This is a genomic window from Streptomyces sp. NPDC057002, from assembly GCF_042673825.1.
In the GTDB taxonomy this organism is placed as follows: domain Bacteria; phylum Actinomycetota; class Actinomycetes; order Streptomycetales; family Streptomycetaceae; genus Streptomyces.
Window position 1 is genome coordinate 677,193 of record NZ_JBHURZ010000005.1, and the last position, 26,504, is coordinate 703,696.

Below are 26,504 nucleotides of genomic sequence, written 5' to 3' on the forward strand. Positions count from 1 at the left end.
TGGTGAACGGTCAGCTCGCCGCCAGGTCCTTGTGGATGACCTTGGCCACGGCCTGGATGGTGGCGATGCCGTAGTCCATGGTGCTGTTGCCGTGGGTGAGCACGGTCATCACATAGTCGTGGCCGCCGCCCTTGAACGCGCCGACGCTGTGCACCCGCCAGCCGTTCGTGGAGCGTTGCAGCCAGCCGTTCTTGACGGCCACGGTGACTCCCGAGGGCACCCCGTACGGCGTGCCCCAGCGCTGGGACGAGACGACCTGGCCCATCAACTTCAGGATGTAGGAACGGGAGTTGTCGCTCAGGACCGCGTTCTTGGCGGTGAGGAGCTTCAGCAGCTTCTGCTCGTCGGTGACGGTGATCTGGGTCAGGCCCCAGTAGCCGTTCGCGCCGGGCTTGGTCTGGGTCATGCCGGCGGCGCTGAGGAAGCCCTTGATCTTCGTCATGCCGAGCTGCTTCCACAGGGTGGAGGTCGCCGCGTTGTCCGACTTGGTGATCATGGCCTTGGCGAGGGTGTTCTCGCGGTCGGTGAGATACCGGTTCGTCTTCTTCGCGTCCCAGAGCAGGGTGGCGAGAACCGTCACCTTGACGACGCTGGCCGAGTCGTAGGCGGAACTCGCGCGCAGCGTGCAGGTGGTGTTGGTACTGCGGTCGTAGAGGCCGACGGCGACGGTGCCCTTGCGGGTGGCGAGCGCGGCGGTGATGTCCTTTTTCAGCTTGGCGGCGAGGCCGGCCTTGGCCGAGGTGCAGGTCACGGTCGGTGTGGCAGCGGCGGCGGGCGTGGCGGTGGCGACGAGCGGCACGAGCACACCCGTACCCACGGCCGCCGCCAGCACTCTCGCGCGGCGGGATATCCCAGAAGTCATGCACCCTTGACTCGCGGACCGGGGGCAAAGGTTGTAGGCGTTGGTGAAGGCTTGTACGAGTCGTTACCGGGAGGCGACGTGACCGCTGTCGGGTGCGGGAAGTCTGGCGCCCCTGCTCTCCGCGATGCGGTGAACATCGCGCAGCGCCTCGGTCATCCGGGCCACCAGGAAACGGAGCTGCGCGATGGTGACCTTGTGGTCGGCGAGCATGTCGGTGGCGTGGTCCAGGAGCCGGGCCGACATACCCAGTTGCACGCACTCGATGTCGTCGGCCACGCGGGAGAGGTATCCGGTCCCGTCGCCGACGAGGTAACAGGGCTTGCCTCCCTGACCGGACCAGGGGAGCAGTCTCACGGTTTCGGCATGGCCGTCGCCGGTCACGCGGCCGCCTCGACGCCGTGGATGACCCGCGGGGCGATGTCGATGCCGTGCACGGCGATCCGCAGGCCGCGTCGTCGGGCCTGCCGCCGCCGGGCTTCCTCGCGCCGCTCATGGGCGACCAGATAGGGGCGGACCAGGGCGTTGTCCTCACCACGCAGGGGGCGGGAGCCCGCGTGACGGAACCGCAACAGCGGCTCGGCGAGACGGGCGATACGGTGACTCATGTCTTCAACTCCGCAGGTCTGTTAGGGGCGTTGATAGCCACGCCCCCGGACCGGTCGACACGGTCGCGGGGGTATCGCTTTGTGTAGCGATCCACTCACAGAGTGAGAGGTGCCGGGCTAGGCTCGCCAGAGGGTGCGGTGTGACCAGGCATTTGGCGCAAGGGAGTGGCCATGACCAGCACGTACGGTGACTGGCTCAAGCAGCAGCGCGAGGCGGCAGGGCTGACGCAGCAGCAACTGGCCGACATGGCGGTCATGACCCGGTCGCACATCTCGCACATCGAGGCGGGACGCCCCTGCCGCAGGATGACCGAGCAGTTGCTGATCACTTCGCGGCGGCGCTGGAGCTCGAACAACAGGCAACAATGATCCGCGAGTTCGCGCTGTCCCATGTGCCCGGCATCCTGCAAACGGAGAGGTACGTACGTGCGGTCCTGAGCACCGCCTTCCCCCCGTGGAGTGAAGAGGAGTGTGACAGGCTCGTCGTCACACGGCTTGAGCGATCAAAGATCCTCTCCGACCCACTGACGCCCGTAGTGTGAGGGCCTCCATATGGGCGATGCACTGCCATTGAGGGAGTCACTCGCCCTGCTCAAGGCGACAGCGAAGGAATACGGACACCATGACTGAGCGCACGATACCGAACGCCGCCACACTCAGCGGCTGGCGCAAGTCGTCGTACAGCGGGAACGACGGAGGCAGCTGCGTCGAGGTGCTGGACGACTACGGATCAGGCCTTCCGGTCCGGGACTCCAAGAACCCGCAGGGCCCGGCGTTGGTCTTTGGCTCTGATGGTTGGTCATCGTTCATCACCGCCATCAAACAGCACCTCTCCCAAAACCCCTGAGCACTCCTCCCTCCCCCGTTCACCCGTCGCTCATTCGAGCGCATCAATGGCGACTGCCTCCCACGTGCTCACGCTTTACGAAGGATGGGTGGCATGAGCCCGGGATTCTCGTACCTGCACGACCCTCACAGCACGGGGCACGTGATCGCCACAGTGCGCACACTCATGCGCACCGACGGCTTGCATGTCTCTCTGGCGGCCATCGCCCGTAGCTGCGGAACGTCACGCAACTTCCTTTATGCCAACTGGAAGTCGGCTACCGCGCTGCACCTGCTCGCGCTCAGGACGGAACTGGCGCACGCCTTCGACAAGGCTCAGCGCACCTGTCCCAGCGACGGCACCGCCACAGGAATCACCCACCACCTGACCGAAGTCGCGCGCACCATCCGTCGCCATCCGACCACGGCCGCCATCGCCCGCTCCTCCCCTGGGGCCTTCACGACCGCGCACAGCGTGATCGAGGGCCCACTGGTACGGGTCGCCACGGAACGGATCAGCGATCTGCTACACCCGCTCTCCCCGCACGGCGGGATCTGGGGCGACGCCGCGCTGAACACCAGGCCCTGGAAGATCCTCTGGATCGCCCGCCCCACCGCCCTGTGCCCCGAAGCCGCCGGCAACCAGGCCTGGGAGGACACGCTGGACAGCGTCTTCGCCCAGCTGCTCCAAGACCTGCTCACCCCCTGGAGCACATCTCCGTAACGTCCCGTCCAGCGGGTCATCCACAGCCTGCTCCCAGACAGGACACAGTCCGCCCCCATCGGCGGTGTGCATCGTGCAGGGGTGACATCTGCCACCGAACCCCAGATCCGCACCGCCGAGCCCGCCGCGCCCCCGCCCGGGGACACCGCCGCCCCGCGCTGGTCGCTGCCCGCTCTGCTCGCGATCCTCGCCCTGGCCGCGGTGCTCTACTCCTGGAACCTGTCCGGATCCAGCCTCAACAGCTTCTACAGCGCGGCCGTGCTGAGCGGCACACAGAGCTGGAAGGCGTGGTTCTTCGGCTCGCTGGACGCCGGGAACTTCCTCACCGTCGACAAGCCGCCGTTCGCGCTGATGGTCATGGGCCTGTCGTGCCGCGTGTTCGGTTACGGCACCTGGCAGATGATGCTGCCGCTGGTCCTGGTCGCGCTGGCGACGATCTGGATCGTGCACGCCTCGGTGAAGCGGGTGTGGGGCCACGGCGCGGCGACGGTGGCCGCGCTGGTCCTGGCCCTGACCCCGATCACAGTCGCCATCAACCGTGACAACAACCCCGACACGCTGCTGGTGTTCCTGATGGCCGGCGGCGCGGCGCTCGCCCTGCGGGCCGTCCACAACGGCAAGCTGCTGCCGCTGGTCGGCTCCGCGGTGTGCTTCGGCCTCGCCTTCAACACGAAGATGCTCCAGGGGTACATCGCGCTGCCCGCTGTCTTCGCGGTCTACCTGTACGCGGCGAAGCCGAAGCTCGTGAAGCGCGTCGTCAACCTCCTCGTCGCGGGCGTCGCCCTCGCCGTCTCCAGCTTCTGGTGGGCGGCGGCGGTCTCCCTCGTCCCGGCCGACGACCGCCCCTACATCGGCGGTTCGGCGGACGGCACGGCCTGGGACCTGATCATGGGCTACAACGGCCTGGGCCGAATCCTCGGCGGCGAGGGCAACGGCGGAGGCGGCGGTGGCGGAGGCGGCGGCTTCTCCGGTACCGCGGGGCTCGGCCGCCTCTTCAACGACATCCTCGGTGGCCAGATCTCCTGGCTGATCCCCTTCGCGGCCATCGCCTGCGTCGGCGGACTGGTGCTGTGCGGCCGCGCCCCGCGCACCGACCTCACCCGCGCCGCGCTGCTGCTGTGGGGCGGCTGGACGGCCCTGCACTACCTGACCTTCGCCCTGGCCGAGGGCACGATGCACCCGTACTACACGACCGCGCTCGCCCCTGGCATCGCGGCGCTGTGCGGAGGCGGCGGTGTGATGCTGCTGCGCGCGTTCCGCGCCGACAAGCGGTGGGCGTGGGTGCTGCCGGCGGGGCTGGGCATCACGGCCGTCTGGGCTGTCGTACTCCTGCGGCGGGCCTCCGGCTGGAACACCTGGCTGTGGCCGGTGATCGCCGTGGTCATGGCGCTGGCGATCGTGGGACTGCTCGTCTTCCGCTCCGCGTCCGGTGTACGGGTACGGCTGCTGGCGGTATCCGTGGTGACGGCGGTCGTCGCCGCCGTGGCGGGTCCGGCCGCGTACGCCTGGTCTGTGCCGTCCGGGTCGGGCGGCGGCGGTGGAATGGGCGGTACGAACCCGACCGCCGGGCCGTCGACGGGCAGCGGCTTCGGCGGGCCCGGTGGCGGTGGCGGTGGCGGTGGCGGCCGGGGATTCCCGGGCGGTTCCGGTGACGGGATGCCGGGTGGCGGTGGCCAGCAGGGCGGGAACGCGCAGGCGGGCGGCGGCAACGCCCAGGCCGGTAGCGGCTTCCCGGGTGGCGGGGTGCCGTCCGGCGGGCAGGCCCCCGGCGGCGGTACGGCCGAGAACGGCGCGAGCGGTCAGCCCGGCGGCATGGGCGGCGGCGCGAGCAGCGAGCTGATCGCGTACCTGAAGAAGCACCAGGACGGCGCCAAGTGGCTACTGGCCGTGTCCAGTTCGCAGGGCGCCGCCCAGCTCATCGTGAGCAGCGGGGAGCCCGTCATCTCCATGTGGGGCTGGTCCGGCAGCGACAAGGCGATGACGCTCGCCAAGCTCAAGGAACTGGTGAAGAAGGGCGAACTGCACTACATCCAGCTCGGCGGCGGCATGGGCGGCGGCCCGGGCGGCGGCTCCTCCGTCAGCTCCGAGGTCACGGCGTGGGTGCAGAAGCACGGCACCGCGGTGAAGGAGAGCGACTACAGCAACAGTACGAGTACGGACTCCGGCAACGGCTCCGATTCCTCTTCACAGTCCGGCCAGTCGGCCGTCTACCGCCTGGACGCGTCCGACGTCAGCTGACCCGACCCGACCACACGCAGTCGAACGGCCCCGGCCTCTCGGTCCGGGGCCGTTCCCGCGTCCCCGATCATGTACACGGGTGTCCGGCGAACGGGTGAAGGGAAACGCAGCGGTGGGCTACTGCCTCGAGATGAGCACCGGCGACATGAGAACGGTGGTGCGGCTGCTCACGGCGGTGGAGCGGACCGAGCGGCAGGAGCGCACACTCGCCCGCGTGCGCACGGAGTGCGAGCGGACCGACGCCCGCTTCCGGGAGCAGGGCATCTGCCTCGACGTCTCCATCAGCCGGGCCCTGGACGAGCTGATCGACGGCACCCCGAGCACCGACCTCTGCCCCGCCTACAGCTACGCCTTCTACCAGGCCGTCGCGGCGCACTTCTCCGACCCCGCCGACCTCGGCGCCTGGCGCCGGCCGACGTGGTTCCTCGCCATGGACGACGAACTGGCCCGTCACGGCGTACCGTCCGACCTGCTCCCGGGCACGTTCCTGTTCAGCGGCCCGCCGCTGCGGCTGCCCCACCCCGGCGACGCGGTGCCCGCGATCGGCACACTGCCGGCCCGGCGCGCCGCCGACCTCGCCGACGCCTACACGCGCGTACTCGACCGCCTCGACCCCGAATTCCGTGGCGCGGCCCGCCGGTTCGTCGACGCCATGCGGTTCGAGGCGGAGGAGTGGGAGAGCGCGCGGAAGCTCGGGACGAACCCTGACACGCTGCTCTTCTGGTTCCACTGATCCCTGCCGGAACTCTTGACGCCTCCTTTCCCGCCGGGATACTTGCGGTCGACAGCGCGCCAACTGCCGTGTCGTTCAAGGGCTTTGTGCGGACGGTGGCGCCGCTTGTCCGAGATCCCGAACGTCGTGCGAAGTTTCGCAAGTTTCGTGACGACCACCCCCACAGGAGGATCCGCACATGAGCCCACGCAAGGCACTCATAGCCGCCCTGACCGCCGCCCTGCTGGCCGGCCCCGGTGTCGCCCAGGCCGCCACCCCGCAGACCACCGCGGCCCCCGCCCCGGCACGCGACCGCGCCGCGGCGGCCACCATCACCTGGTCCCTCGTCCGCGCGAGCAACCCCACCGAGGACCAGCGCTCGGCCTACGACCTCATCACCAGGGCCATGAACGCCGCCGTGGCCCGCTACAACAACCTCAGCGACCTGGGCAAGACCCTCACCGTCCGCTACGAGCCGGGCGTCCCCACCGCCGACGGCAACATCAACGGGACGATCCGCTTCGGCAGCAACCGCAGCTATATGAACGAGCGGACGGCCCTGCACGAGATCTCCCACACCATCGGCGTGGGCACCAGCTCGGGCTGGTCCCGCCTCGGCGGCAGCGGCACCTGGACCGGCGGACAGGCCACCGCCCTCGTCAGGCAGTACGACGGCTCCGGCGCCAAGATCTCCACCGGCGGCGGGCACTTCTGGCCCTACGGACTGAACTACGACAACGAGTGGTCGGGCACGGCGGCCGACCGGCACGTCCACATCGTCGCCGCGATGGTCCGCGACGGCTTGTAGACCTGTTCGAACCCGGCATCCAGGTCTGTCGCCGCGGGTGCCGGGTACCCGGTTCAGGCACGAGCTGCTGTGTGCACGAAGGACGGGAGGCCGGGCAGTGGCGGTGAAGGCGATGGGGTGGGCGCACTCGTTCCCCATGTCCGAGGGAGTGCGCGCCGGGCGGCAGTGGACACGTGAACGTCTCGAGTCCCTGCCCTGGGCCGCTGCCGAGCCGGACATGGTGGACGCCATCGTGCTGGCCGTGTCCGAGCTGATCACCAATGCGCACATCCACGCGCACAGCGACGCGCACCTGGTCCTCACGTGGGACGGTGACTGCCTTCATGTGAGCGTCCACGACGAGGACCCGACGCTGCCGCGCCGGCGCGACGCGGAGCCCGGGGATGTCTCCGGCCGTGGCGTGGCCATCGTGCGGAAGCTCGCCGATGCGTGGGGGATGAGGTGTCAGCGGCACGGCAAGACGGTGACTGCGTGCTTCTGCCCCGCCGGGGCCGGCACCGATACCGGCACCGGCCCCGGTGAGTGAGTGTCAGTCGGTCCCGGGGTGCTTGCCGGGCCCGTCGGCGCCGGCGGACAGCGGCGTCGGTGACAGCGTGGTGTCCTCCTCGCCGGGCTCCAGGAGGGTGTCGGCGGCACCGACGATGAGGGGGTCGGGTGTGCCGACCGCCTCACGGTCCTTGCTGGCGTAGTCGATGCGCGACAGCAGACTGCGCATGGTCTCCAGCCGGGCGCGCCGCTTGTCGTTGCTCTTGACCACCGTCCAGGGGGCGTGTGCGGTGTCCGTGGCGCGGAACATGTCGACTTTCGCCTCGGTGTAGTCGTCCCAGAGGTCCAGCGAGGCCAGATCGGTGGGCGAGAGCTTCCACTGGCGCACCGGGTCGACCTGCCGGATCGCGAAGCGCGTGCGCTGCTCGGAGCGGGACACGGAGAACCAGAACTTCATCAGCAGGATGCCGTCGTCGACCAGCATCCGCTCGAAGGCCGGGCACTGGTCGAGGAACAGCTCGTACTCGTCCTTGGAGCAGAATCCCATCACGCGCTCCACGCCGGCCCGGTTGTACCAGGAGCGGTCGAACAGGACGATCTCCCCGGCCGTCGGCAGCTGCGCGATGTACCGCTGGAAGTACCACTGCCCCGTCTCGCGTTCGGTGGGCCTGTCCAAGGCGACCACGCGTGCGCCGCGCGGGTTGAGCCGCTCGGTCAGCCGCTGGATCGTGCCGCCCTTGCCCGCCGCGTCACGCCCCTCGCACACGACGACCACGCGTGCGCCGGTGTCCCTGACCCAGCGCTGCAGCTTGAGCAGCTCTATCTGCAGGACGCGCTTGGTCCGCTCGTACTCCTTGCGGCCCACCCTGTGGTCGTACGGATGGTTCTCCTGCCACGTCCGGATGGGACGCCCGTCCGCGTCCAGCACGATCGGCCGCTCCCGTCGGCTGGCATCCACGGTCAGCCCGTCCAGCAGCTTGTCCGCGTTCTCGGCGTTCTCGGCGTTCTCGGCGTTCTCGGTGTTCTCGGTGTTCATCACCGCGCTCCCCGCTCGGCCCGCACCGTCGCTCAGAAGGGCATGCGGCCGCGGGTGCGGCGGCCTGCGGAACCGCTGCGGCTCACCGCCCGCGAGCTGCTGTGGAAGGGCTTGCTGAAGAGCCGTCCCAGAACGCCGGGCGCCTTGCCACCGGCCCGCGCCCCGGCCCCGAGCGTACGCTGCGTGCCGCGTTCGGGATGGCGGGAGAGACGGGGGACGAGGAACGCCAGGACGGCCAGGACCACACACACGCCGATGACGACGGCGACTACCATGATCGACTCCTCTCGCTGGTGGACTGCTCCACGAGTGCCCCGCCTTCTCCCACACATGTGAGGAGGGAGAGAACGCGGCCCGGCCGGTCCGGCCGGCGCTCAGTCCAGATGCGTCGGCGCGAACATCCGCAGCACGGCCGGGAGCAGGACCACCGAGGGGCCGGGCGACGCGAGTGCCTTGGCGAGGTCCTGCTCCAGGGTCTGAGGGGTCGTACGGACCCCGGGGACGCCGAAGGACTCCGCCAGTGCCACATAGTCCGGCCGGGTCAGTTCCGTCGCGGTCGCCTCGCCGAACGCGTCGCTCATGTACTCGCGCAGGATGCCGTAGCCGCCGTCGTCGACGATCAGCCAGGTGACGTTCAGGTCGTACTGGCGGGCCGTCGCCAGCTCGGCGATCGAGTACAGGGCGCCGCCGTCGCCGGAGACCGCGAGGACCGGCCGGGTCGGGTCGGCCGCCGCGGCGCCGAGTGCCGCCGGGAAGCCGTAGCCGAGGCCGCCCGCGCCCTGGGCGGAGTGCATGTGGTTGGGGCCCTTGGCGTCGAAGGCCGACCATGCCCAGTACGCGAGGATCGTCATGTCCCAGAAGGACGGGGAGTCGGCCGGGAGCGCCCTGCGGACGGACGCCAGCACGTCCTGTTCCAGGGTGAGTTCCTGGGAGGCGATGCGCTCGGCGACCTTCCCGAGCACCTCGCGTACGCGCTCCGGAGCGTCCGGGTCCGTTCGCTGCGACACCGTCTCCAGCAGCGCCTGGAGCGCGAGGCGGGCGTCCGCGTGGATGCCCAGGGCCGGGTGGTTGGACTCCAGCTTGCCGAGGTCGGCCTCGATCTGGACGACCCGGCCGCGCGGCTCGAACGTGTGGTAGTTCGAGGAGAGTTCGCCGAGTCCCGAGCCGACCACCAGCAGGACGTCAGCGTCCTCAAGGAAGTCCGTGGTGTGCCGGTCCTCGATCCAGGACTGGAGCGAGAGGGGATGCTTCCAGGGGAAGGCGCCCTTGCCGCCGGGGGTCGTGACGACCGGGGCCTGGATCAGCTCCGCCAGCTGCTTCAGCTTGCCCGAGGCGTCCGCCCGTACGACTCCCCCGCCCGCGATGATCGCCGGGCGCTCGGCATGGGACAGCAGGTGGGCGGCCACGGCGGTCAGTTCGGGGCGCGGCGGCAGCTCCTCGGGGAAGGCGTCGCCGCCCGTCACCACCGGGATCGCCGTCGTCGCGAGCAGTACGTCCTGCGGGATCTCCACCCACACCGGTCCGTGCGGGGCGCTCAGTGCCGACTTCCAGGCCGCCTCGATGGCGGACGGGATCTGCGACTGGGTGCGGACGGTGTGGACCGACTTCACGACGCCCCGGAACGAGGCGGCCTGGTCGGGCAGTTCGTGCAGATAGCCGTGGCGGCCGCCGCCCAGGCCGGCGCTGGGGATCTGGCTACCGATCGCCAGCACGGGAGCCGAGGCGGCCGCCGCCTCCTGGAGCGCGGCGAGGGAGGTCAGGGCGCCGGGGCCCGTCGACAGCAGCAGGGGCGCGGCCTCGCCCGTGATCCGGCCGTAGGCGTCCGCGGCGAACCCGGCGTTGTTCTCCACCCGCAGGCCGATGTACCTGAGGTCCGAGCGGCGCAGGGCGTCGAACATGCCGAGCGCGTGCTGGCCGGGCAGACCGAAGACGGTCGTCGCGCCCAGCCCGGCCAGCGTCTCCACGACCAGGTCCCCGCCGTTGCGGCCGGGTGGAGGGTTGAGGGCGGCCTCCGTCTGGGCGGGCGTCGGGCGGAGCACCAGGTCGTGGTCGTGAGTCACTTCGCTTCCGAGTCCTTCCGGGCCGCGGCGATCTGGCGGGACATGATCGTGGTCAGTTCGTACGCCGTGTGGGACGCGGCGACCGACGTGATCTCGGCGTGATCGTACGCGGGGGCCACCTCGACGACGTCCGCGGAGACCAGGTTGCAGGAGGCCAGCCCGCGCAGGATCTCCAGCAGTTCGCGCGAGGTCATGCCGCCGGCCTCGGGCGTGCCGGTGCCGGGCGCGTGGGCCGGGTCGAGGCAGTCGATGTCGATGGAGATGTACAGCGGCCGGTCGCCGATGCGCTGGCGCAGCTGGTCGGCGACCTCGTCGGCGCCGCGCCGGTAGACGTCCGCCGAGGTGACGATGCCGAAGCCCATCTTCTCGTCGTCGGTCAGGTCCTGCTTGCCGTAGAGCGGGCCGCGGGTGCCGACGTGGGACAGGGCGGAGGTGTCGAGGATGCCCTCCTCCACCGCGCGCCGGAAGGGGGTGCCGTGCGTGTACTCGGCGCCGAAGTAGGTGTCCCAGGTGTCGAGGTGGGCGTCGAAGTGGAGCAGGGCGACCGGGCCGTGCTTCTTCGCGACCGAGCGCAGCAGGGGCAGCGCGATGGTGTGGTCGCCGCCGAGGGTCATCATGCGGGCGCCGGTGCCGAGCAGGTCGTCGGCGGCCGCCTCGACGGTCTCGACGGCCTCGTTGATGTTGAACGGGTTCACGGCGATGTCGCCGCCGTCCGCCACCTGCGCGAGGGCGAAGGGCGAGGCGTCCTGCGCCGGGTTGTACGGGCGCAGCAGCCGGGACGCCTCGCGGATCGCGTTGCCGCCGAAGCGGGCGCCCGGCCGGTACGAGACACCCGAGTCGAACGGCACGCCCACCACGGCGACATCGGCCCGTCCGCCGACCTCGTCCAGCCGGGGAAGCCGGGCGAAGGTCGCGGGGCCCGCGTACCGCGGCACACGGGAGGAGTCGACGGGCCCGCGGGGAGTCTCGTTGCTGCTCATGAAGAAATGCCTTCTTTCCTACGCTTCATCGCGTATGTACTGCTTGCCTTATGACCTTACCGGGGAGTCGCGGCCGGTTCGGACGCGAGTGCGGACTCGGGTTCGGGTGCCCGTCCCGCGAGCCGCTCGCGCCAGGCGGCGAGGACGGCGGCGTCGGTGGCCGGGGTGGCGAAGGAGACGACCAGATAGGCGGCGAGCGAGGCGAGCAGCCCGTAGTAGACGGGCTCGTTGGCGAGGATGCCGTACGTCGCCATCAGGGTGACGACCGCGAGGCCGCCGACCACGACGGAGGCGAGGGCGCCGTAGACGGTGCCCCGCTTCCACACCAGCCCGCCGAGGATCGGCACGAGCAGTCCGCCGACGAGGAGGTTGTAGGCGACGGTCAGCGCCTCCACGACGTTGTCGATGGCGATGGCCGTGCAGATGACCGCGAGCCCCATGATCAGGATGAAGGCCCGGTTGCCCTTCACCTCGTCGTGCTCCTCCGCGTTCTCGGCGCTTTCGGCCGGTGCCTTGACGACGCCCCGCAGCCGGGACCAGATGTCGTTGTTGGCGACGGTGGCGCAGGCGATCAGCGCGCCGGAGGACGTCGACATCACGGCGGCCAGGGCGGCGGCCAGCACCAGCCCGCGCACTCCGACGGGCAGTTCCTCCTTCACGATGGTCGCGAAGGCGTCGTCCGGGCTGGCGAGCTTCGGGTACAGCACCTTGGCGGCGGTACCGATGACGGCACCGGCGAGGGCGTACGCGAGGCAGTAGGTACCGGCGACGGTCCCGCCCCACTTGGCGGTCGTGTCGCTGCGGGCGGTGAAGACGCGCTGCCAGATGTCCTGCCCGATGAGCATGCCGAAGGTGTAGATCAGCACATAGGTGAAGATCGTCTCGCCGCCGATGCCGAGGGGGTCGAAGTACTCGGTGGGCAGCTGGGCCTTCATCTCGCTGAACCCGCCGGCCTTCACCACGGCGATCGGCAGCAGCAGGAGCAGCACGCCGATGGTCTTCACGACGAACTGCACCATGTCCGTCAGGGTGATCGACCACATCCCGCCGAGGGTGGAGTACGCGACGACGATCGAGCCGCCGAGGACGATCGCGAGCGTGCGGTTCATGTCGAACAGGACGTCGAAGATCGTGGCGTACGCGATGGTCGAGGTCACCGCGAGCATCAGGGTGTACGCCCACATGACGAGGCCGGAGATCACTCCGGCCCGGCCGCCGTAGCGCAGGTCGAGCATCTCGGAGACGGTGTAGACCTTCAGCCGGGCGATGCGGGCGGAGAAGAAGACGGACAGGGCGAGCAGGCCGAGGCCGATGGTGAAGACCATCCAGGCGCCGGAGAGGCCGTACTGGTAGCCGAGCCCCACACCGCCGATGGTGGAGGCGCCGCCGAGGACGATGGCCGCCATGGTGCCGGAGTACATGGCCGGGCCGAGCCGGCGGCCCGCCACCAGGAACTCGCTCTTGGAGCGGGCGCGGCGCATGCCCCACCAGCCCATGGCCAGCATTCCGGCCAGGTAGACGACGATCACGAGGTAGTCGACGGCCATGGGGCCTCCTTCGCGCACGCACAGGGCGCAGGGCTCGGTCGCGGGGGACGAGGTTGACGAGGACTGACACTAGGTGGCCGGAAAGCGAATGCGAAGTGTACGTTTCATCTATTCGAGCGGCATCGAATGGAGGGAACGCACACCATGCCGGACCCGGCGGTCCCCCCGACACCCCCCGTCCTCCTCACGTCCCTCCTGGCCAGAGAGGACCTCTCCCTGCGCCGGATCGCCGGTCCGGAGGACCCCGGGACGGTCGTCCACTGGGTGCACACCTCGGAGATGGCGGACCCGTACCCCTATCTGCTGGGCGGGGAGCTGCTGCTCACGGCGGGCGTGCACATCCCGGAGGCGGCGGGGTCGGGTACATACTTCGACGACTACGTCTCGCGGATCGTGGCGGCGGGCGGCGCGGCTCTCGGCTTCGGGGTGGCGCCGGTGCACGACACGGTCCCGAGGGCGCTGGTAGCGGCCTGCGAGACACACGGCCTGCCGCTGCTGGAGGTGCCGCCGCAGACCACCTTCTCGGGCGTGGCCCGCGCGGTCTGGCAGCTGATGGCCCAGTCCCGCCTGGCCGAACTCCGCCGCGTCACAGAGGCCCAGCAGAGCCTCACCTCCGCCGCCTCCCGCCCCGACCCGGTCCCCTCGGTCCTCCGCCAGCTCGCCCAGCGCCTGGGCGGATGGGCGGTGCTGTACGGACCGGAGGGCGCGGAGATCGCGGGGGCGGGGCGGAGGCCCGGGGACGAGGTGCGCGAGGCGTTGGCGGGGCTGGCGGAGGTCGTACGGCCGGACCGCCCCACGCCTCCGGCGGGTGCGGCATCGCAGACCGGCTCCACACCGCGTGCGCACTCGACCAGGGCCCAGGCGGGTGAGCCCGAGGCGGCACCCTCCCGCTCGGCCCACGGCCCCGCCTCGCCGGCCGGCCGTCAGCCACCCGCCGACCCCGGCCGCCCCTCCCCCACCTCCGCCACCGACACCGTCGCCGCCACGCACCTCGCCGCCTACGCGCTAGGGGCCGGGCACGGGTTCGTGCTCGGGGTCGCGAGCCCGCAACGGGCACCCGGTGATCACACCGTCGTCTCCGTCGCCGCCGTGCTTCTCTCGCTCCTCACCGGCGAGCAGCAGAGCGGCACCGGTGCCGCTCGTTCCTCGGCGCTGGTGCGGCTGCTGCTGGGCGCGCCGCCCGAGGAGGTCGCTCCGCTGCTCGGGGGTGAGCGGTGGGTCGTCGTACGGGCACGGCCGGACGGGGAGGGCGCTGCGGACGCCGTCGCGGCCTCCGCGCTGGGCGCCGCGCTCGGTTCCGCCCTGGTCGACCCGGCGGGCGACGTCGTGAGGGTCCTGGTCCCGGCCGACCGGGCACCGGCCCCGCTGCCCGGCTGGACCCTGGGCGTCAGCGCCGCCGTCGCCCCGCACGACTGGCCCGCCGCCGACACCCAGGCGTCCCGCGCCCTGGCCCGGGCCCGCGCCACCCGGACCCCGCTGCTGCGGCACGCCCCGCGCCCCGCCCTCGCCGACCTGGTGCCGCCCGACGAGGCGACGGCCCACGCCCGCACCCTCCTCGCCCCCGTCACGGCACACCCCGCGCTCACCGAGACCTTGCGCACCTGGCTGTCCCTGCACGGCAGTTGGGACCGCACGGCCGTCGCCCTGTCCGTGCACCGCAACACCGTGCGGCAGCGCGTCACCCGGTGCGCGACGCTGCTGGAGACGGACCTCGAGGACCCGGACGTGCGGATGGAACTCTGGTTCGCGCTGCGGCACATCTGAGTATGTGAGCGGAGCCCTTCTGAGTACGTGACGCACATCCCAGCGTTCGATACGCCAGGGACGCCCACAGGCGGCTGCTCCACAATGGTTGTCATGCCGATACCCGGGACACCCAGCCGCGCCGAACTCGTCGACCACCTCGTCAGGACGCGCATCGCGGGCGACGTCGCCACCCCCCGCGAGAACAACCTCTCCCACTACCGCAAGCTGGCGAACAACGACCGCCACTACTGGCTCGGCCTGGAACTCGGCACCCGCTGGACCGACGAACAGGACGTCCTCGCGGTGATGGCGGAACGGGTGGGCGTGAACGACGATCCCGAGCACCGGTACGGCCAGGACACCATCGACCCGGAGCTGACCGTCGCCGGACTCGAGCGCATGGCCGGGCGGCTGCGCAAGGCGGCGGACGGACAGCAGCGGGTGCTGTTCGCCACCGGCCACCCCGGCGGTCTGCTGGACGTGCACGGCGCGACCGCGTCGGCGCTGCGCGCAGCGGGCTGCGAGATCGTCGTCATCCCGGACGGTCTGACGACCGAGGAGGGCTACGTCATGCAGTTCGCGAACGTGGCGGTGCTGGAGCACGGCGCCACCCTCTGGCACACCCACTCGGGCGAACCCATGAAGGCGATCCTGACCGCCATGGAACGCGAGGGCCGCCCCCTGCCCGACCTGGTCGTCGCCGACCACGGCTGGGCGGGATACGCGGGACAGCACGGCGTCGACTCCGTCGGCTACGCCGACTGCAACGACCCGGCCCTGTTCATCGCCGAGGCCGAGGGCACCGTGCAGGTGACGGTGCCCCTCGACGACCACGTGGTCAGCCCGCGCCACTACGACCCGATGACGGCGTACCTGCTGGCGGAGGCGGGCCTCAGCTAGACGACGGGCCCTGCTCGCGCGGGACGCGGACCACGCCCTCCTGGATCACGGAGATGGCGAGGCGCCCGTCCTGTGTGTAGATACGGGCCTGTCCCAGTCCCCGGCCGCCGTACGCGGACGGGGACTCCTGGTCGTAGAGCAGCCACTCGTCGGCCCGGAACGGCCGGTGGAACCACATCGCGTGGTCCAGCGAGGCCCCGACCACGTCCCCTACGGCCCAGCCGCCGCGCCCGTGCGCGAGCAGCACGGAGTCGAGCAGCGTCATGTCGGAGACATAGGTGGCGAGGACGATGTGCAGCAGCGGCTCGTCGACCGCGCCGCCCAGCTTGCCGTTGGTCCGGAACCACACCTGCGAGTGCGGCTCGCGCGGCTCGCCGAACTTCCCGTACGGGGGCTCCTCGACGTACCGCAGATCGACGGCCGCCCGCGCCTGAGCGAACTTCTCCACCACGGCCGGGTCGATATGGCCGTACCCGCGCAGCCGTTCCTCACCGGTGGGCAGCGTGGCGGGGTCGGGCGCGGCCGGCATCGGCTCCTGATGGTCCAGGCCGTCCTCGTACACCTGGAACGACGCCGAGAGATGGAAGATCGGCTTTCCGTGCTGGACGGCGACCACCCGGCGGGTGGTGAAGGAGCGGCCGTCGCGTATCCGGTCGACGGTGTAGACGATGGGCGCGCCGGGATCCCCGGGGCGCAGGAAGTACGCGTGCAGGGAGTGCGCGGGCCGGTCCTCGGGGACCGTACGCCCGGCGGCGACGAGCGCCTGCGCCGCGACCTGCCCGCCGAAGACCCGGGGGACGACGGCGGACCGGGACCGGCCGCGGAAGATGTTCTCCTCGATCTGCTCGAGGTCGAGCAGATCGAGCAGATCCTGAAGTGCCTGGCTCATGAGAACTGTTGTACCGGCCTTCGACGACGGTCGGTTTACAGGCCCATGTCCTTCGCGATGATCGACTTCATGATCTCGCTGGTGCCGCCGTAGATGCGGTTGACGCGGTTGTCCGCGTACAGGCGCGCGATGGGGTACTCGTTCATAAAGCCGTAGCCGCCGTGCAGCTGGAGGCAGCGGTCGATGACGCGGTGCGCGACCTCGGTGGTGAACAGCTTGGCGGAGGCGGCCTCGGCGGGGGTGAGCTCACCGGCGTCCAGGGCTTCGGTCGCGCGGTCGACGACGGCCTCGGCGGCGTCCACCTCGGCCTGGCAGGCGGCCAGCTCGAACTTGGTGTTCTGGAAGGACGCGACCGTCTTGCCGAAGACGGTGCGGTCCTGGACGTACTGCTTGGCGAACCGTACGGCGGCCTTGGCCTGGGCGTAGGCGCCGAAGGCGATGCCCCAGCGCTCGGAGGCCAGGTTGTGGCCGAGGTAGTAGAAGCCCTTGTTCTCCTCGCCGAGGAGGTCCTCGACGGGGACCTTGACGTCGACGAACGCCAGCTCGGCGGTGTCGGAGGTCTTGAGGCCGAGCTTGTCGAGCTTGCGGCCGACGGAGTAGCCCTCGGACTTGGTGTCCACGGCGAAGAGGGAGATGCCGTGGCGGCGGTCCTCGGCGGTCGGCGCGGAGGTGCGGGCGCAGACGATCATGCGGTCGGCGTGCACACCGCCGGTGATGAAGGTCTTGGCGCCATTGAGGACGTAGTGCGTGCCGTCCTCGGAGAGCTTGGCGGTGGACTTCATGCCCGCGAGATCGGAACCGGTGCCCGGCTCGGTCATCGCGATGGCCCACATCTCCTCGCCGGAGACGAACTTGGGCAGGAACCGCTTCTTCTGCTCGTCGGTGGCGAGCATCTTGATGTAGGGCAGGGCGAGCAGCACGTGCACGCCGGAGCCGCCGAACGCGACGCCCGCGCGAGCGGTCTCCTCGTAGAGCACGGCCTCGAACTTGTGGCTCTCCAGGCCCGCGCCGTCGAACTCCTCCGGCACGTTGATGCCGAAGACCCCCAGCTCACCGAGCTTGTAGTAGAAGTCGCGCGGCGCCTGGCCGGCGGCGAACCACTCGTCGTACACGGGCACGACCTCGGCCTCGATGAAGGCGCGGATGGTCTCCCGGAACGCCTCGTGATCCTCGTTGAACACCGTACGGCGCACGCCGCCACCTCCACGGACCTCGGTATGTCTAAGCGCTTGCTCACCCCAAGATACCGGCGAGTATCAACAAGCGTCCAGGGTGGGAGTGGGGTAACGCTCGTCACGCCGAGGGGCGGAGCGCCTTGGGGGCGCGGCCGGCCGTCACTCCCCCGCCGCCGCGAACGCCCCCCGCGCCATCCGGTGCAGCAGCTCCGCCACGGCACCCCGCCCGGCCAGCGCCCCGGCCCTCCCCAGATGCGGCGTCGAGTTCAGCAGCCCGAAGACCGAATGCACGGCCGACCGCGCGGCGGGCTCCGCCAGGCCGGGATACACCTCCCGCACCACTCCCACCCACAGCTCCACGTACTGCCGCTGCAGCTGGCGCACCATCTTCCGGTCACTGTCCCGGAGGCGGTCCAGCTCCCGGTCGTGCAGGGTGATCAGTGGACGGTCGTCGAGCGCGAAGTCGATATGCCCCTCGATCAGCGAGTCGAGGACCACCCCCGCCCCCACGCCCCCGTCCGCCTCCGCCTCCGACAACCGCCGCTTCGCCCCGGTCAGCAACTGCCCGCTGATCCCCACCAGCAGCTCCGCGAGCATCGCGTCCTTGCCCGCGAAGTGCCGGTAGAGACCGGGCCCGCTGATCCCCACCGCGGCACCTATCTCGTCGACTCCGACCCCGTGGAAGCCCCGCTCGGCGAAGAGCCGGGCGGCCTCCTTGAGGATCTGCTCGCGGCGGGTGGGTGCGTCGGTCCTGGTTGCCATGAAAACAATTCTAGACAGGGAGGTTAGCGGTCGTTAACCTGAAGGAAATGCGTTAACGCTCATTAACAAGGTGAGGGGACCCGCAGGATGTACGAGGCACCGGAGCTCACGACCGCGGCGGACCCCGCGTCGGAGCCCTTTCGGGCCAACGAGGAGGCACACCGCACCCTCGTCGACGAGCTGCGCGCCAAGCTGGCCACAGCCGGCCAGGGCGGCGGCGAGAGGGCCCGCGCCCGCCACACCGCGCGCGGCAAGCTGCTCCCCCGCGACCGCGTCGACACCCTCCTCGATCCGGGCTCCCCGTTCCTGGAGCTGGCCCCGCTCGCGGCCGACGGGATGTACGAGGACCAGGCCCCGGCCGCCGGTGTCATCGCCGGCATCGGCCGGGTCAGCGGCCGCGAAACCGTGATCATCGCCAACGACGCCACGGTCAAGGGCGGCACGTACTACCCGATGACGGTCAAGAAGCACCTCCGCGCCCAGGAGGTCGCCCTCGACAACCGCCTCCCCTGCGTCTACCTCGTGGACTCCGGCGGCGCGTTCCTCCCCATGCAGGACGAGGTCTTCCCGGACCGCGACCACTTCGGCCGGATCTTCTACAACCAGGCGCGTATGTCCGGCGCCGGCATCCCTCAGATCGCCGCCGTCCTCGGCTCCTGCACGGCCGGCGGGGCGTACGTCCCGGCGATGAGCGACGAGGCGGTGATCGTCCGCGACCAGGGCACGATCTTCCTGGGCGGCCCGCCCCTGGTGAAGGCGGCCACCGGCGAGGTCGTCACGGCGGAGGAGCTGGGCGGCGGCGAGGTCCACTCCCGTGTCTCCGGCGTCACCGACCACCTGGCGGAGAACGACGCGCACGCCCTGCGCATCGTCCGCACCATCGTCTCCACCCTCCCCGCGCGCGGGACGCTCCCCTGGGAGGTCACGGAGGCGACCGAGCCCAAGGTCGACCCGCAGAGTCTCTACGGCGCTGTCCCCGTGGACTCCCGCACCCCTTACGACGTACGCGAGATCATCGCCCGGGTCGTCGACGGCTCCCGGTTCGCCGAGTTCAAGTCCGAGTTCGGCCAGACGCTGGTCACCGGCTTCGCCCGGATCCACGGCCACCCGGTGGGCATCGTCGCCAACAACGGCATCCTGTTCTCCGAGTCGGCCCAGAAGGGCGCCCACTTCATCGAGCTGTGCGACCAGCGCGGCATCCCCCTCGTCTTCCTCCAGAACATCTCCGGCTTCATGGTCGGCAAGGACTACGAGGCGGGCGGCATCGCCAAGCACGGCGCCAAGATGGTCACGGCAGTGGCCTGCACCCGGGTCCCGAAGCTGACGGTCGTCGTGGGCGGCTCCTACGGCGCGGGGAACTACTCCATGTGCGGCAGGGCGTACTCCCCCCGCTTCCTGTGGATGTGGCCGAACGCCAAGATCTCCGTCATGGGCGGCGAGCAGGCCGCCTCGGTCCTCGCGACCGTCAAGCGCGACCAGTTGGAGGGCCGTGGCGAGTCCTGGCCGGCGGAGGACGAGGACGCCTTCAAGGCCCCGATCCGCGCCCAGTACGAGCGCCAGGGCAACGCCTACTACGCGACGGCCCGGCTCTGGGACGACGGCGTGATCGACCCGCTGGACACCCGTCAGGTCCTGGGCCTGGCCCTGACCGCGTGCGCCAACGCGCCCCTGGGTGACCCCCAGTTCGGCGTCTTCCGGATGTGAGGGGACGGACGACGATGTTCGAGACAGTGCTTGTGGCCAACCGGGGCGAGATCGCCGTACGCGTCATCCGGACGCTGCGGTCGATGGGCGTGCGCTCGGTGGCCGTCTTCTCCGACGCGGACGCCGACGCCCGGCATGTCCGCGAGGCGGACACGGCGGTCCGGATCGGACCGGCCCCGGCGTCGATGAGCTATCTGTCGGCGGAGCGCCTGCTGGAGGCCGCCGCCCGCACGGGTGCCCAGGCCGTCCACCCCGGCTACGGCTTCCTCGCCGAGAACGCCGCCTTCGCGCGCGCCTGCGCCAAGGCCGGCCTGGTCTTCATCGGCCCTCCCGCCGACGCGATCTCCCTCATGGGCGACAAGATCCGCGCCAAGGAGACGGTCCAGGCGGCCGGAGTCCCCGTGGTGCCCGGCGGGCGGGACCCTGACCTGGCCGAGGCGGCCCGTGAACTGGGCGCGCCCGTGCTGCTGAAGCCGAGCGCGGGCGGCGGCGGCAAGGGTATGCGCCTGGTGCGGGACCTGACCTTGCTGGAGGAGGAGATCGCGTCGGCCCGCCGTGAGGCCCGCGCCTCCTTCGGCGACGACACGCTCCTCGTGGAGCGGTGGATCGACCGCCCCCGGCACATCGAGATCCAGGTCCTGGCCGACGGCCACGGCCAGGTCGTGCACCTCGGGGAGCGCGAGTGCTCCCTCCAGCGCCGTCACCAGAAGATCATCGAGGAGGCGCCGAGCGTCCTCCTCGACGAGGAGACCCGCTCCGCGATGGGCGAGGCGGCGGTCCAGGCAGCCCGCTCCTGCGGCTACCGGGGCGCGGGCACCGTGGAGTTCATCGTCAACGGCTCCGACCCGTCCTCGTACTACTTCATGGAGATGAACACCCGCCTCCAGGTGGAACACCCGGTCACGGAGCTGATCACCGGCCTGGACCTGGTCGAGTGGCAGCTGCGGGTCGCGGCCGGCGAGCCTCTCGGCTTCGCCCAGGAGGACGTACGCCTGACCGGCCACGCGGTGGAGGCCCGTATCTGCGCCGAGGACCCGGCCCGCGGCTTCCTCCCCTCCGGCGGCACGGTCCTGCGGCTCCGCGAACCACAGGGCGACGGCATCCGCACCGACTCGGGCCTCACCGAGGGCACGGAGGTCGGCAGCCTCTACGACCCGATGCTGTCCAAGGTCATCGCGTACGGCCCCGACCGCGCGACGGCCCTGCGCAGACTCCGCTCGGCCCTGGCGGATACGGTCACGCTCGGCGTGCAGACGAACGCCGGGTTCCTGCGCCGTCTGCTCGCCCACCCGGCGGTGATCGCGGGCGACATGGACACGGGCCTGGTCGAGCGCGAGGTCGAGGGGCTGATCCCCTCGGACGTACCGGAGGAGGTCTACGAGGCGGCTGCGGCCGTACGCCTGGACGCCCTGACGCCCGAACCCGGCGGCTGGACGGACCCCTTCTCCCTCCCCACCGGGTGGCGACTCGGCGGGACCCGGAAACCGCCCGCCTTCCCCCTGCGCGTCCAGGACCCGCTGGAGTACACCCCCCGGGGTACCGCCGCGGTCACCGGCGACCGGGTCGCGGTGACCCTGGACGGCGTCCGACACACCTTCCACCGTGCCGCCGACTGGCTCGGCCGCGACGGCGACGCCTGGCACGTACGCGACCACGACCCGGTGGCGGCGTCGCTCAGCCGCGCGGCCCACGCGGGCGCCGACTCCCTCACCGCGCCCATGCCCGGCACGGTGACGGTGGTGAAGGTCGCCGCCGGCGACGAGGTGACGGCGGGCCAGAGCCTGCTGGTCGTCGAGGCGATGAAGATGGAGCACGTCATCTCCGCCCCGCACGCCGGCAAGGTCACGGAGCTGGACGTGGCGCCGGGCTCGACGGTCGCCATGGACCAGGTCCTCGCGGTCATCGCACCCCACGAGGAGGCGGAGTGATGACGGCCCACGGTCTCCCGATGACGGTCCCGGCCGAGGACCTCCCCTCCCGCGTGCGCATCCACGAGGTCGGCGCCCGCGACGGCCTCCAGAACGAGAAGGCGACGGTCCCCACGGAGATCAAGGCGGAGTTCATCCACCGCCTGGCCGCCGCGGGCCTGACGACCATCGAGGCGACGAGCTTCGTCCACCCCAAGTGGGTCCCCCAACTGGCTGACGCGGAAGCGCTGTTCCCGATGGTGAGCGATCTCGACGCCGCCCTCCCGGTCCTGGTCCCGAACGAACGCGGCCTGGACCGCGCCCTGGCACTGGGCGCCCGGCGGGTCGCGGTCTTCGCCAGCGCCACGGAGTCCTTCGCCAAGGCCAACCTCAACCGCACGGTGGACGAGGCGCTGGCGATGTTCGGCCCGGTCGTCACCCGCGCGAAGGCGGAGGGGGCCCATGTCCGCGGCTACCTCTCCATGTGCTTCGGCGACCCCTGGGAGGGCGCGGTCCCGGTCCCCCAGGTGGTGCGGGTCTGCAAGGCCCTGGCGGACATGGGCTGCGACGAGCTGAGCCTGGGCGACACCATCGGCGTCGCGACCCCGGGCCATGTGGTCGCCCTTCTCGCTGCGCTGGACGAGGCGGGCATCCCGCCCACCACCCTCGCCGTCCACTTCCACGACACCTACGGCCAGGCCCTCGCCAACACGCTCGCGGCGCTCCAGCAGGGCGTGACGACGGTCGACGCCTCGGCGGGCGGCCTGGGCGGCTGCCCGTACGCGAAGTCGGCGACCGGCAACCTCGCCACCGAAGACCTCGTGTGGATGCTGCGGGGCCTCGGCATCGACACCGGAATCGACCTCGGCCGCCTCGTCGCCACGAGCGTCTGGATGGCCGCCCACCTGGGCCGACCCAGCCCGTCCCGCACCGTCCGAGCCCTGTCCCACGAGGACATCGTGGACACCGAGGAGCACTGATCACGATGGATTACCGACTCTCCCCCGAACTGGAGGAACTCCGCCGCACGGTCGAGGAGTTCGCCCACGAGGTGGTGGCGCCGAAGATCGGCGACTTCTACGAGCGGCACGAGTTCCCGTACGAGATCGTCCGCGAGATGGGCCGCATGGGCCTGTTCGGTCTGCCGTTCCCCGAGGAGTACGGCGGCATGGGCGGCGACTACCTGGCGCTGGGCGTGGCCCTGGAGGAACTGGCGAGGGTCGACTCCTCGGTCGCGATCACACTGGAGGCCGGAGTCTCACTCGGCGCGATGCCGGTCTACCGCTACGGCACGGAGGCCCAGAAGCGCGAGTGGCTCCCCCGTCTCTGCTCGGGCGAACTCCTGGGAGCGTTCGGCCTGACGGAGCCGGACGGCGGCAGCGACGCCGGCGCGACCCGTACGACGGCCCGCCTGGACTCCGCCACGAACGAGTGGGTGATCAACGGCACGAAGTGCTTCATCACCAACTCGGGCACGGACATCACGGGCCTGGTGACGGTCACGGCGGTCACCGGCCGGTCGGCGGACGGCAAGCCGCACATCTCCTCGATCATCGTCCCGTCCGGCACCCCCGGCTTCACGGTCGCGGCCCCGTACTCGAAGGTCGGCTGGAACGCCTCGGACACCCGTGAGCTGTCCTTCTCGGACGTCCGGGTCCCGGCCGCGAACCTCCTGGGCGAGGAGGGCCGCGGCTACGCCCAGTTCCTCCGCATCCTCGACGAGGGCCGCATCGCGATCGCCGCCCTGGCGACGGGCCTGGCGCAGGGCTGCGTGGACGAGTCGGTCAAGTACGCCAAGGAACGCCAGGCCTTCGGCAAGCCCATCGCCGCCAACCAGGCCATCCAGTTCAAGATCGCCGACATGGAGATGAAGGCCCACACGGCCCGCCTCGCCTGGCGCGACGCGGCGGCCCGCCTGGTGTCCGGCGCCCCCTTCAAGAAGGAGGCGGCCCTCGCCAAGCTCCACTCCTCCACCATCGCGGTCGACAACGCCCGGGAGGCCACCCAGATCCACGGCGGCTACGGCTTCATGAACGAGTACCCGGTCGCCCGCATGTGGCGCGACTCCAAGATCCTCGAAATCGGCGAGGGCACGAGCGAGGTCCAACGCATGCTGATCGCCCGGGAGTTGGGACTGGCAGGCTGAGAAACCGAAGGGCCTGCGCCGGACACGGCGCAGGCCCTTCGCATGTCCGTCACCCACCGTGCCCGCGGCACATAATCTTCACGCCCGGCGCTCAAGCGGCACAGGCCACAGGGCCCCCTGGACTCCTCGTGAGGTTAGGCTAGCCTAAGCTTGATTCCAGCCAGGCGGCTCTCAGCCGTGCCCGCAATGGCTCCGTACGCACGAAAGCAGACTCAGCCATGTCGAACGCCAGAACCGCCCGCTTCTCCCGACGCGGCATCCTCGCCGCCGGGGGCGCCCTCGGACTCGGCGCCCTCGTGACCGCCTGCGGCAGTGGAGACTCCAAGAACGGCGACTCGGACGCGGCGGCGGGCGCCAAGTCCGGCCCGTGGTCCTTCAAGGACGACCGCGGCAAGAACGTACAGCTGAAGAAGACCCCCACGAACATCGTCGCCTTCACCGGCGTCGCCGCCGCCCTCCACGACTACGGCGTCTCCGTCAAGGGCGTCTTCGGCCCGACCAAGACCCAGGACGGCAAGCCCGACGTCCAGGCCGGCGACATGGACATCAGCAAGGTGACCATCCTCGGCAACACCTTCGACCAGTTCAGCGTCGAGAAGTACGCCGCCCTCGCCCCCGACGTGCTGATCAGCACGATGTTCGACGACGCCGGCACGCTCTGGTACGTCCCGGAGGCCTCGAAGGACAAGATCGCCAAGCTTGCCCCGAGCGTCGGCATCTCCGTCTACGACCGCCAGCTCACCGGGCCGCTGCAGCGCATGTGGGAGCTGGCCGAGTCCCTCGGCGGCGACGTGAAGTCCGCCAAGGCCAGCGACGCCAAGAAGCGGTTCGAGGAGGCCTCCGAGCGGCTGCGCAAGGCCGCCAAGGCGCACCCCGACATCAAGGTGCTGGTCGGTTCCGCGAGCCAGGAGCTCTTCTATGTCTCCGGCACCAACCTCTCCGTCGACCTGGAGTACTTCAAGTCCCTCGGCGTGAACTTCGTCGAGCCGCCGGAGAAGGCCAAGGCGCAGGGTGGCGGCTGGTTCGAGAGCCTGAGCTGGGAGAACGTCGACAAGTACGCGGCGGACGTCATCATGATGGACGACCGTTCCTCGGCGATCCAGCCGGCGGACATCTCCGAGGCGACGTGGAAGAAGCTGCCGGCGGTGAAGGCCGGGCAGGTCATCTCGCGGTCGGCCGAGCCGATTCTGTCGTACGACAAGTGTGTGCCGTTGGTGGAGAACCTGGCGAAGGCCATCGAGAACGCGAAGAAGGTCGGCTAGGCGTTCAGCGCCGTGGGGGCTGCGCGACGGCTGCGGCTGCGAGCCGTATATGGCTTGTCGCGCAGTTCCCCGCGCCCCTGAGAGGTAGGCCGCACCACCCCCTGACGACAACTCAGGAGCCCCCATGACCACCGCCGTAGCCGCCCCCTTCCGTTTCTTCTCTCTTCAGGTCGTGCGGACGAGGCGGCTCGGTCCGTCTCTGGTCCGTGTCACCTTCGGTGGGCCCGATCTGCACGCATTCCACTCCGACGGGCGTGACCAGTCGCTGTCGCTGTTCCTGCCGCATCCCGGGCAGCCCGAGCCGGTCGTGCCGCTCGAGCTCGGGGACGGGTGGTGGCAGGGCTGGCGCGAACTGCCGGACGACGTACGGGCCGTGATGCGGTCGTACACGCTGCGCGCACTGCGCCGCGACCCGGACGAGATCGACATCGACTTCGCCCTGCACGGCATCGGGCCGGGCGCCTCGGTCCAGGCCGGCCCCGCCTCCCGCTGGGCCGACCGGGCCGCCGCCGGGGACCGGGTCCTGCTGCTCGGCCCGGCCGTCGCCGACAACCGGGCGATCCGCTTCCGGCCGCCCGAGGACACCGACCTCGTGGTCGTCTGGGGCGACGAGACCGCCGTACCGGCCGCCTCGGCCATCGTCGAGGCGCTGCCGGCCGGCACCCGTGCCCGGGTCTGGCTGGAGGTCCCGCACACCGGGGACATCCAGGACCTGGTGACCGAGGCCGACGCCGAGATCACCTGGCTCGTCAAGGACGAGACCCCGAAGACCCCCGGGGACCCCAAGTCCGTCGAGGGCTCCCCCATGGTCCTCGACACCCTCCGCGACGCCCAACTCCCGTCCGCCGAGCGGCCGTACGTCTGGATCGCCGGCGAGTCCGGCTGCGTGAAGCAGCTGCGCCGGCATTTCGTGCGGGAGCGCGGGATCGACCGCCGCCGGGTGACGTTCGTCGGCTACTGGCGCCGCGGAGTGAGCGAGGAGCAACTCCGCGCCGAAGGCTGACCGACGGCCTTCGATGACCCACGCGTGACCACAGTCACGGCAGAGCCAACTCTCCCCCCAAGCAACTTAGGTTAGGCTTACCTAAGTTAGACCCGCGGCTCAGCCCACCCCTGTCCCGCAACCGGAC

25 protein-coding genes and 1 pseudogene are annotated in these 26,504 nt (G+C 70.7%); 15 read left to right on the plus strand and 11 right to left on the minus strand.

Translation table 11 applies throughout. The features are described 5' to 3' along the window. Window positions 1–10: 10 nt before the first annotated feature. The 3 genes from ACFT32_RS27220 to ACFT32_RS27230 all read right to left on the minus strand — a co-directional run bounded on the left by ACFT32_RS27220 (window position 11) and on the right by ACFT32_RS27230 (window position 1,467). Window positions 11–862 carry a serine hydrolase gene (locus ACFT32_RS27220; protein ID WP_382494218.1) on the minus strand — a complete coding sequence of 284 codons (852 nt, stop codon included), beginning with the start codon at window positions 860–862 and terminating at the stop codon, window positions 11–13. A 63-nt stretch (window positions 863–925) separates the two neighbouring features. Next, window positions 926–1,216, minus strand: coding sequence for a hypothetical protein (locus tag ACFT32_RS27225; RefSeq protein ID WP_382494220.1), 291 nt, complete (start codon window positions 1,214–1,216; stop codon window positions 926–928). A gap of 23 nt (window positions 1,217–1,239) precedes the next feature. After that, window positions 1,240–1,467, minus strand: coding sequence for a hypothetical protein (locus tag ACFT32_RS27230; protein WP_382494223.1), 228 nt, complete (start codon window positions 1,465–1,467; stop codon window positions 1,240–1,242). A gap of 171 nt (window positions 1,468–1,638) precedes the next feature. Between ACFT32_RS27230 and ACFT32_RS27235 the strand changes: the two are divergent. The 7 genes and pseudogenes from ACFT32_RS27235 to ACFT32_RS27265 all read left to right on the plus strand — a co-directional run. Next, a pseudogene (locus ACFT32_RS27235) lies at window positions 1,639–2,006 on the plus strand (Scr1 family TA system antitoxin-like transcriptional regulator); the annotation flags it as partial. An 83-nt stretch (window positions 2,007–2,089) separates the two neighbouring features. Next, complete coding sequence (locus ACFT32_RS27240) at window positions 2,090–2,314, plus strand: DUF397 domain-containing protein (RefSeq protein ID WP_382494226.1); 225 nt, start codon at window positions 2,090–2,092, stop codon at window positions 2,312–2,314. A gap of 93 nt (window positions 2,315–2,407) precedes the next feature. Further along, window positions 2,408–3,016, plus strand: a complete 609-nt coding sequence (locus ACFT32_RS27245; protein WP_382494228.1) for a hypothetical protein — start codon at window positions 2,408–2,410, stop codon at window positions 3,014–3,016. Window positions 3,017–3,097: 81 nt separating this feature from the next. Beyond that, entirely contained in the window at window positions 3,098–5,254 is a 2,157-nt protein-coding gene (locus ACFT32_RS27250) for an ArnT family glycosyltransferase (protein WP_382494231.1), read from the plus strand. Between the two features lie 130 nt (window positions 5,255–5,384). Continuing rightward, a complete protein-coding gene (locus ACFT32_RS27255; RefSeq protein ID WP_382494234.1) occupies window positions 5,385–5,987 on the plus strand; it encodes a hypothetical protein in 603 nt (200 codons plus the stop codon). A 178-nt stretch (window positions 5,988–6,165) separates the two neighbouring features. Further along, a complete protein-coding gene (locus ACFT32_RS27260; protein ID WP_382494237.1) occupies window positions 6,166–6,774 on the plus strand; it encodes a hypothetical protein in 609 nt (202 codons plus the stop codon). A 97-nt stretch (window positions 6,775–6,871) separates the two neighbouring features. Further along, complete coding sequence (locus ACFT32_RS27265) at window positions 6,872–7,300, plus strand: ATP-binding protein (protein WP_382494240.1); 429 nt, start codon at window positions 6,872–6,874, stop codon at window positions 7,298–7,300. Between the two features lie 3 nt (window positions 7,301–7,303). Here ACFT32_RS27265 and ppk2 read toward each other — a convergent pair whose 3' ends face one another. The 5 genes from ppk2 to ACFT32_RS27290 all read right to left on the minus strand — a co-directional run bounded on the left by ppk2 (window position 7,304) and on the right by ACFT32_RS27290 (window position 12,883). Then, on the minus strand, window positions 7,304–8,296 hold the full coding sequence (gene ppk2, locus ACFT32_RS27270) for a polyphosphate kinase 2 (RefSeq protein ID WP_382494242.1): 993 nt from the start codon (window positions 8,294–8,296) through the stop codon (window positions 7,304–7,306). 32 nt (window positions 8,297–8,328) lie between these two features. After that, window positions 8,329–8,571: a DUF6411 family protein gene (locus ACFT32_RS27275; protein ID WP_184592951.1), complete on the minus strand. Its 243-nt coding sequence runs from the start codon at window positions 8,569–8,571 to the stop codon at window positions 8,329–8,331. 99 nt (window positions 8,572–8,670) lie between these two features. Next, a complete protein-coding gene (locus tag ACFT32_RS27280; protein ID WP_382494245.1) occupies window positions 8,671–10,356 on the minus strand; it encodes a thiamine pyrophosphate-binding protein in 1,686 nt (561 codons plus the stop codon). Next, the gene (speB, locus tag ACFT32_RS27285; RefSeq protein ID WP_376388231.1) at window positions 10,353–11,336 is read right to left on the minus strand and encodes an agmatinase; all 984 of its coding nucleotides are present in this window, start codon (window positions 11,334–11,336) and stop codon (window positions 10,353–10,355) included. The genes ACFT32_RS27280 and speB overlap by 4 nt, the downstream gene beginning before the upstream one ends. A 56-nt stretch (window positions 11,337–11,392) precedes the next feature. Beyond that, window positions 11,393–12,883: a sodium:solute symporter gene (locus ACFT32_RS27290; RefSeq protein ID WP_382494249.1), complete on the minus strand. Its 1,491-nt coding sequence runs from the start codon at window positions 12,881–12,883 to the stop codon at window positions 11,393–11,395. Window positions 12,884–13,027: 144 nt separating this feature from the next. Between ACFT32_RS27290 and ACFT32_RS27295 the strand changes: the two genes are divergently transcribed. After that, window positions 13,028–14,647: a PucR family transcriptional regulator ligand-binding domain-containing protein gene (locus tag ACFT32_RS27295; protein WP_382494252.1), complete on the plus strand. Its 1,620-nt coding sequence runs from the start codon at window positions 13,028–13,030 to the stop codon at window positions 14,645–14,647. A 93-nt stretch (window positions 14,648–14,740) separates the two neighbouring features. Then, the gene (locus tag ACFT32_RS27300; RefSeq protein ID WP_382494255.1) at window positions 14,741–15,529 is read left to right on the plus strand and encodes a phosphatase; all 789 of its coding nucleotides are present in this window, start codon (window positions 14,741–14,743) and stop codon (window positions 15,527–15,529) included. Here the strand turns inward: ACFT32_RS27300 and ACFT32_RS27305 are convergent. From ACFT32_RS27305 to ACFT32_RS27315, 3 genes are all read right to left on the minus strand, one after another. Then, window positions 15,522–16,418: an acyl-CoA thioesterase gene (locus ACFT32_RS27305; protein WP_382494257.1), complete on the minus strand. Its 897-nt coding sequence runs from the start codon at window positions 16,416–16,418 to the stop codon at window positions 15,522–15,524. The two genes, ACFT32_RS27300 and ACFT32_RS27305, sit on opposite strands and share 8 nt — an antisense overlap. 35 nt (window positions 16,419–16,453) lie before the next feature. After that, window positions 16,454–17,611, minus strand: a complete 1,158-nt coding sequence (locus tag ACFT32_RS27310) for an acyl-CoA dehydrogenase family protein (RefSeq protein WP_382494260.1) — start codon at window positions 17,609–17,611, stop codon at window positions 16,454–16,456. A 141-nt stretch (window positions 17,612–17,752) separates the two neighbouring features. Then, window positions 17,753–18,355: a TetR/AcrR family transcriptional regulator gene (locus ACFT32_RS27315; RefSeq protein ID WP_376388238.1), complete on the minus strand. Its 603-nt coding sequence runs from the start codon at window positions 18,353–18,355 to the stop codon at window positions 17,753–17,755. 87 nt (window positions 18,356–18,442) lie between these two features. Between ACFT32_RS27315 and ACFT32_RS27320 the strand changes: the two genes are divergently transcribed. The 6 genes from ACFT32_RS27320 (at window position 18,443) to ACFT32_RS27345 (ending at window position 26,377) form a co-directional block, all read left to right on the plus strand. Continuing rightward, window positions 18,443–20,059: a carboxyl transferase domain-containing protein gene (locus tag ACFT32_RS27320; RefSeq protein WP_382494263.1), complete on the plus strand. Its 1,617-nt coding sequence runs from the start codon at window positions 18,443–18,445 to the stop codon at window positions 20,057–20,059. 14 nt (window positions 20,060–20,073) lie between these two features. Next, window positions 20,074–21,987 carry a biotin carboxylase N-terminal domain-containing protein gene (locus tag ACFT32_RS27325; protein WP_382494266.1) on the plus strand — a complete coding sequence of 638 codons (1,914 nt, stop codon included), beginning with the start codon at window positions 20,074–20,076 and terminating at the stop codon, window positions 21,985–21,987. Beyond that, window positions 21,987–22,946: a hydroxymethylglutaryl-CoA lyase gene (locus ACFT32_RS27330; RefSeq protein ID WP_382494269.1), complete on the plus strand. Its 960-nt coding sequence runs from the start codon at window positions 21,987–21,989 to the stop codon at window positions 22,944–22,946. Before ACFT32_RS27325 ends, ACFT32_RS27330 begins: the two co-directional genes overlap by 1 nt. A 5-nt stretch (window positions 22,947–22,951) precedes the next feature. Continuing rightward, window positions 22,952–24,112: an acyl-CoA dehydrogenase family protein gene (locus ACFT32_RS27335; protein ID WP_382494272.1), complete on the plus strand. Its 1,161-nt coding sequence runs from the start codon at window positions 22,952–22,954 to the stop codon at window positions 24,110–24,112. 218 nt (window positions 24,113–24,330) lie between these two features. Further along, the gene (locus ACFT32_RS27340; protein ID WP_382494275.1) at window positions 24,331–25,374 is read left to right on the plus strand and encodes an ABC transporter substrate-binding protein; all 1,044 of its coding nucleotides are present in this window, start codon (window positions 24,331–24,333) and stop codon (window positions 25,372–25,374) included. 124 nt (window positions 25,375–25,498) lie between these two features. Further along, the gene (locus tag ACFT32_RS27345) at window positions 25,499–26,377 is read left to right on the plus strand and encodes a siderophore-interacting protein (RefSeq protein WP_382494278.1); all 879 of its coding nucleotides are present in this window, start codon (window positions 25,499–25,501) and stop codon (window positions 26,375–26,377) included. Window positions 26,378–26,504 lie beyond the last annotated feature (127 nt).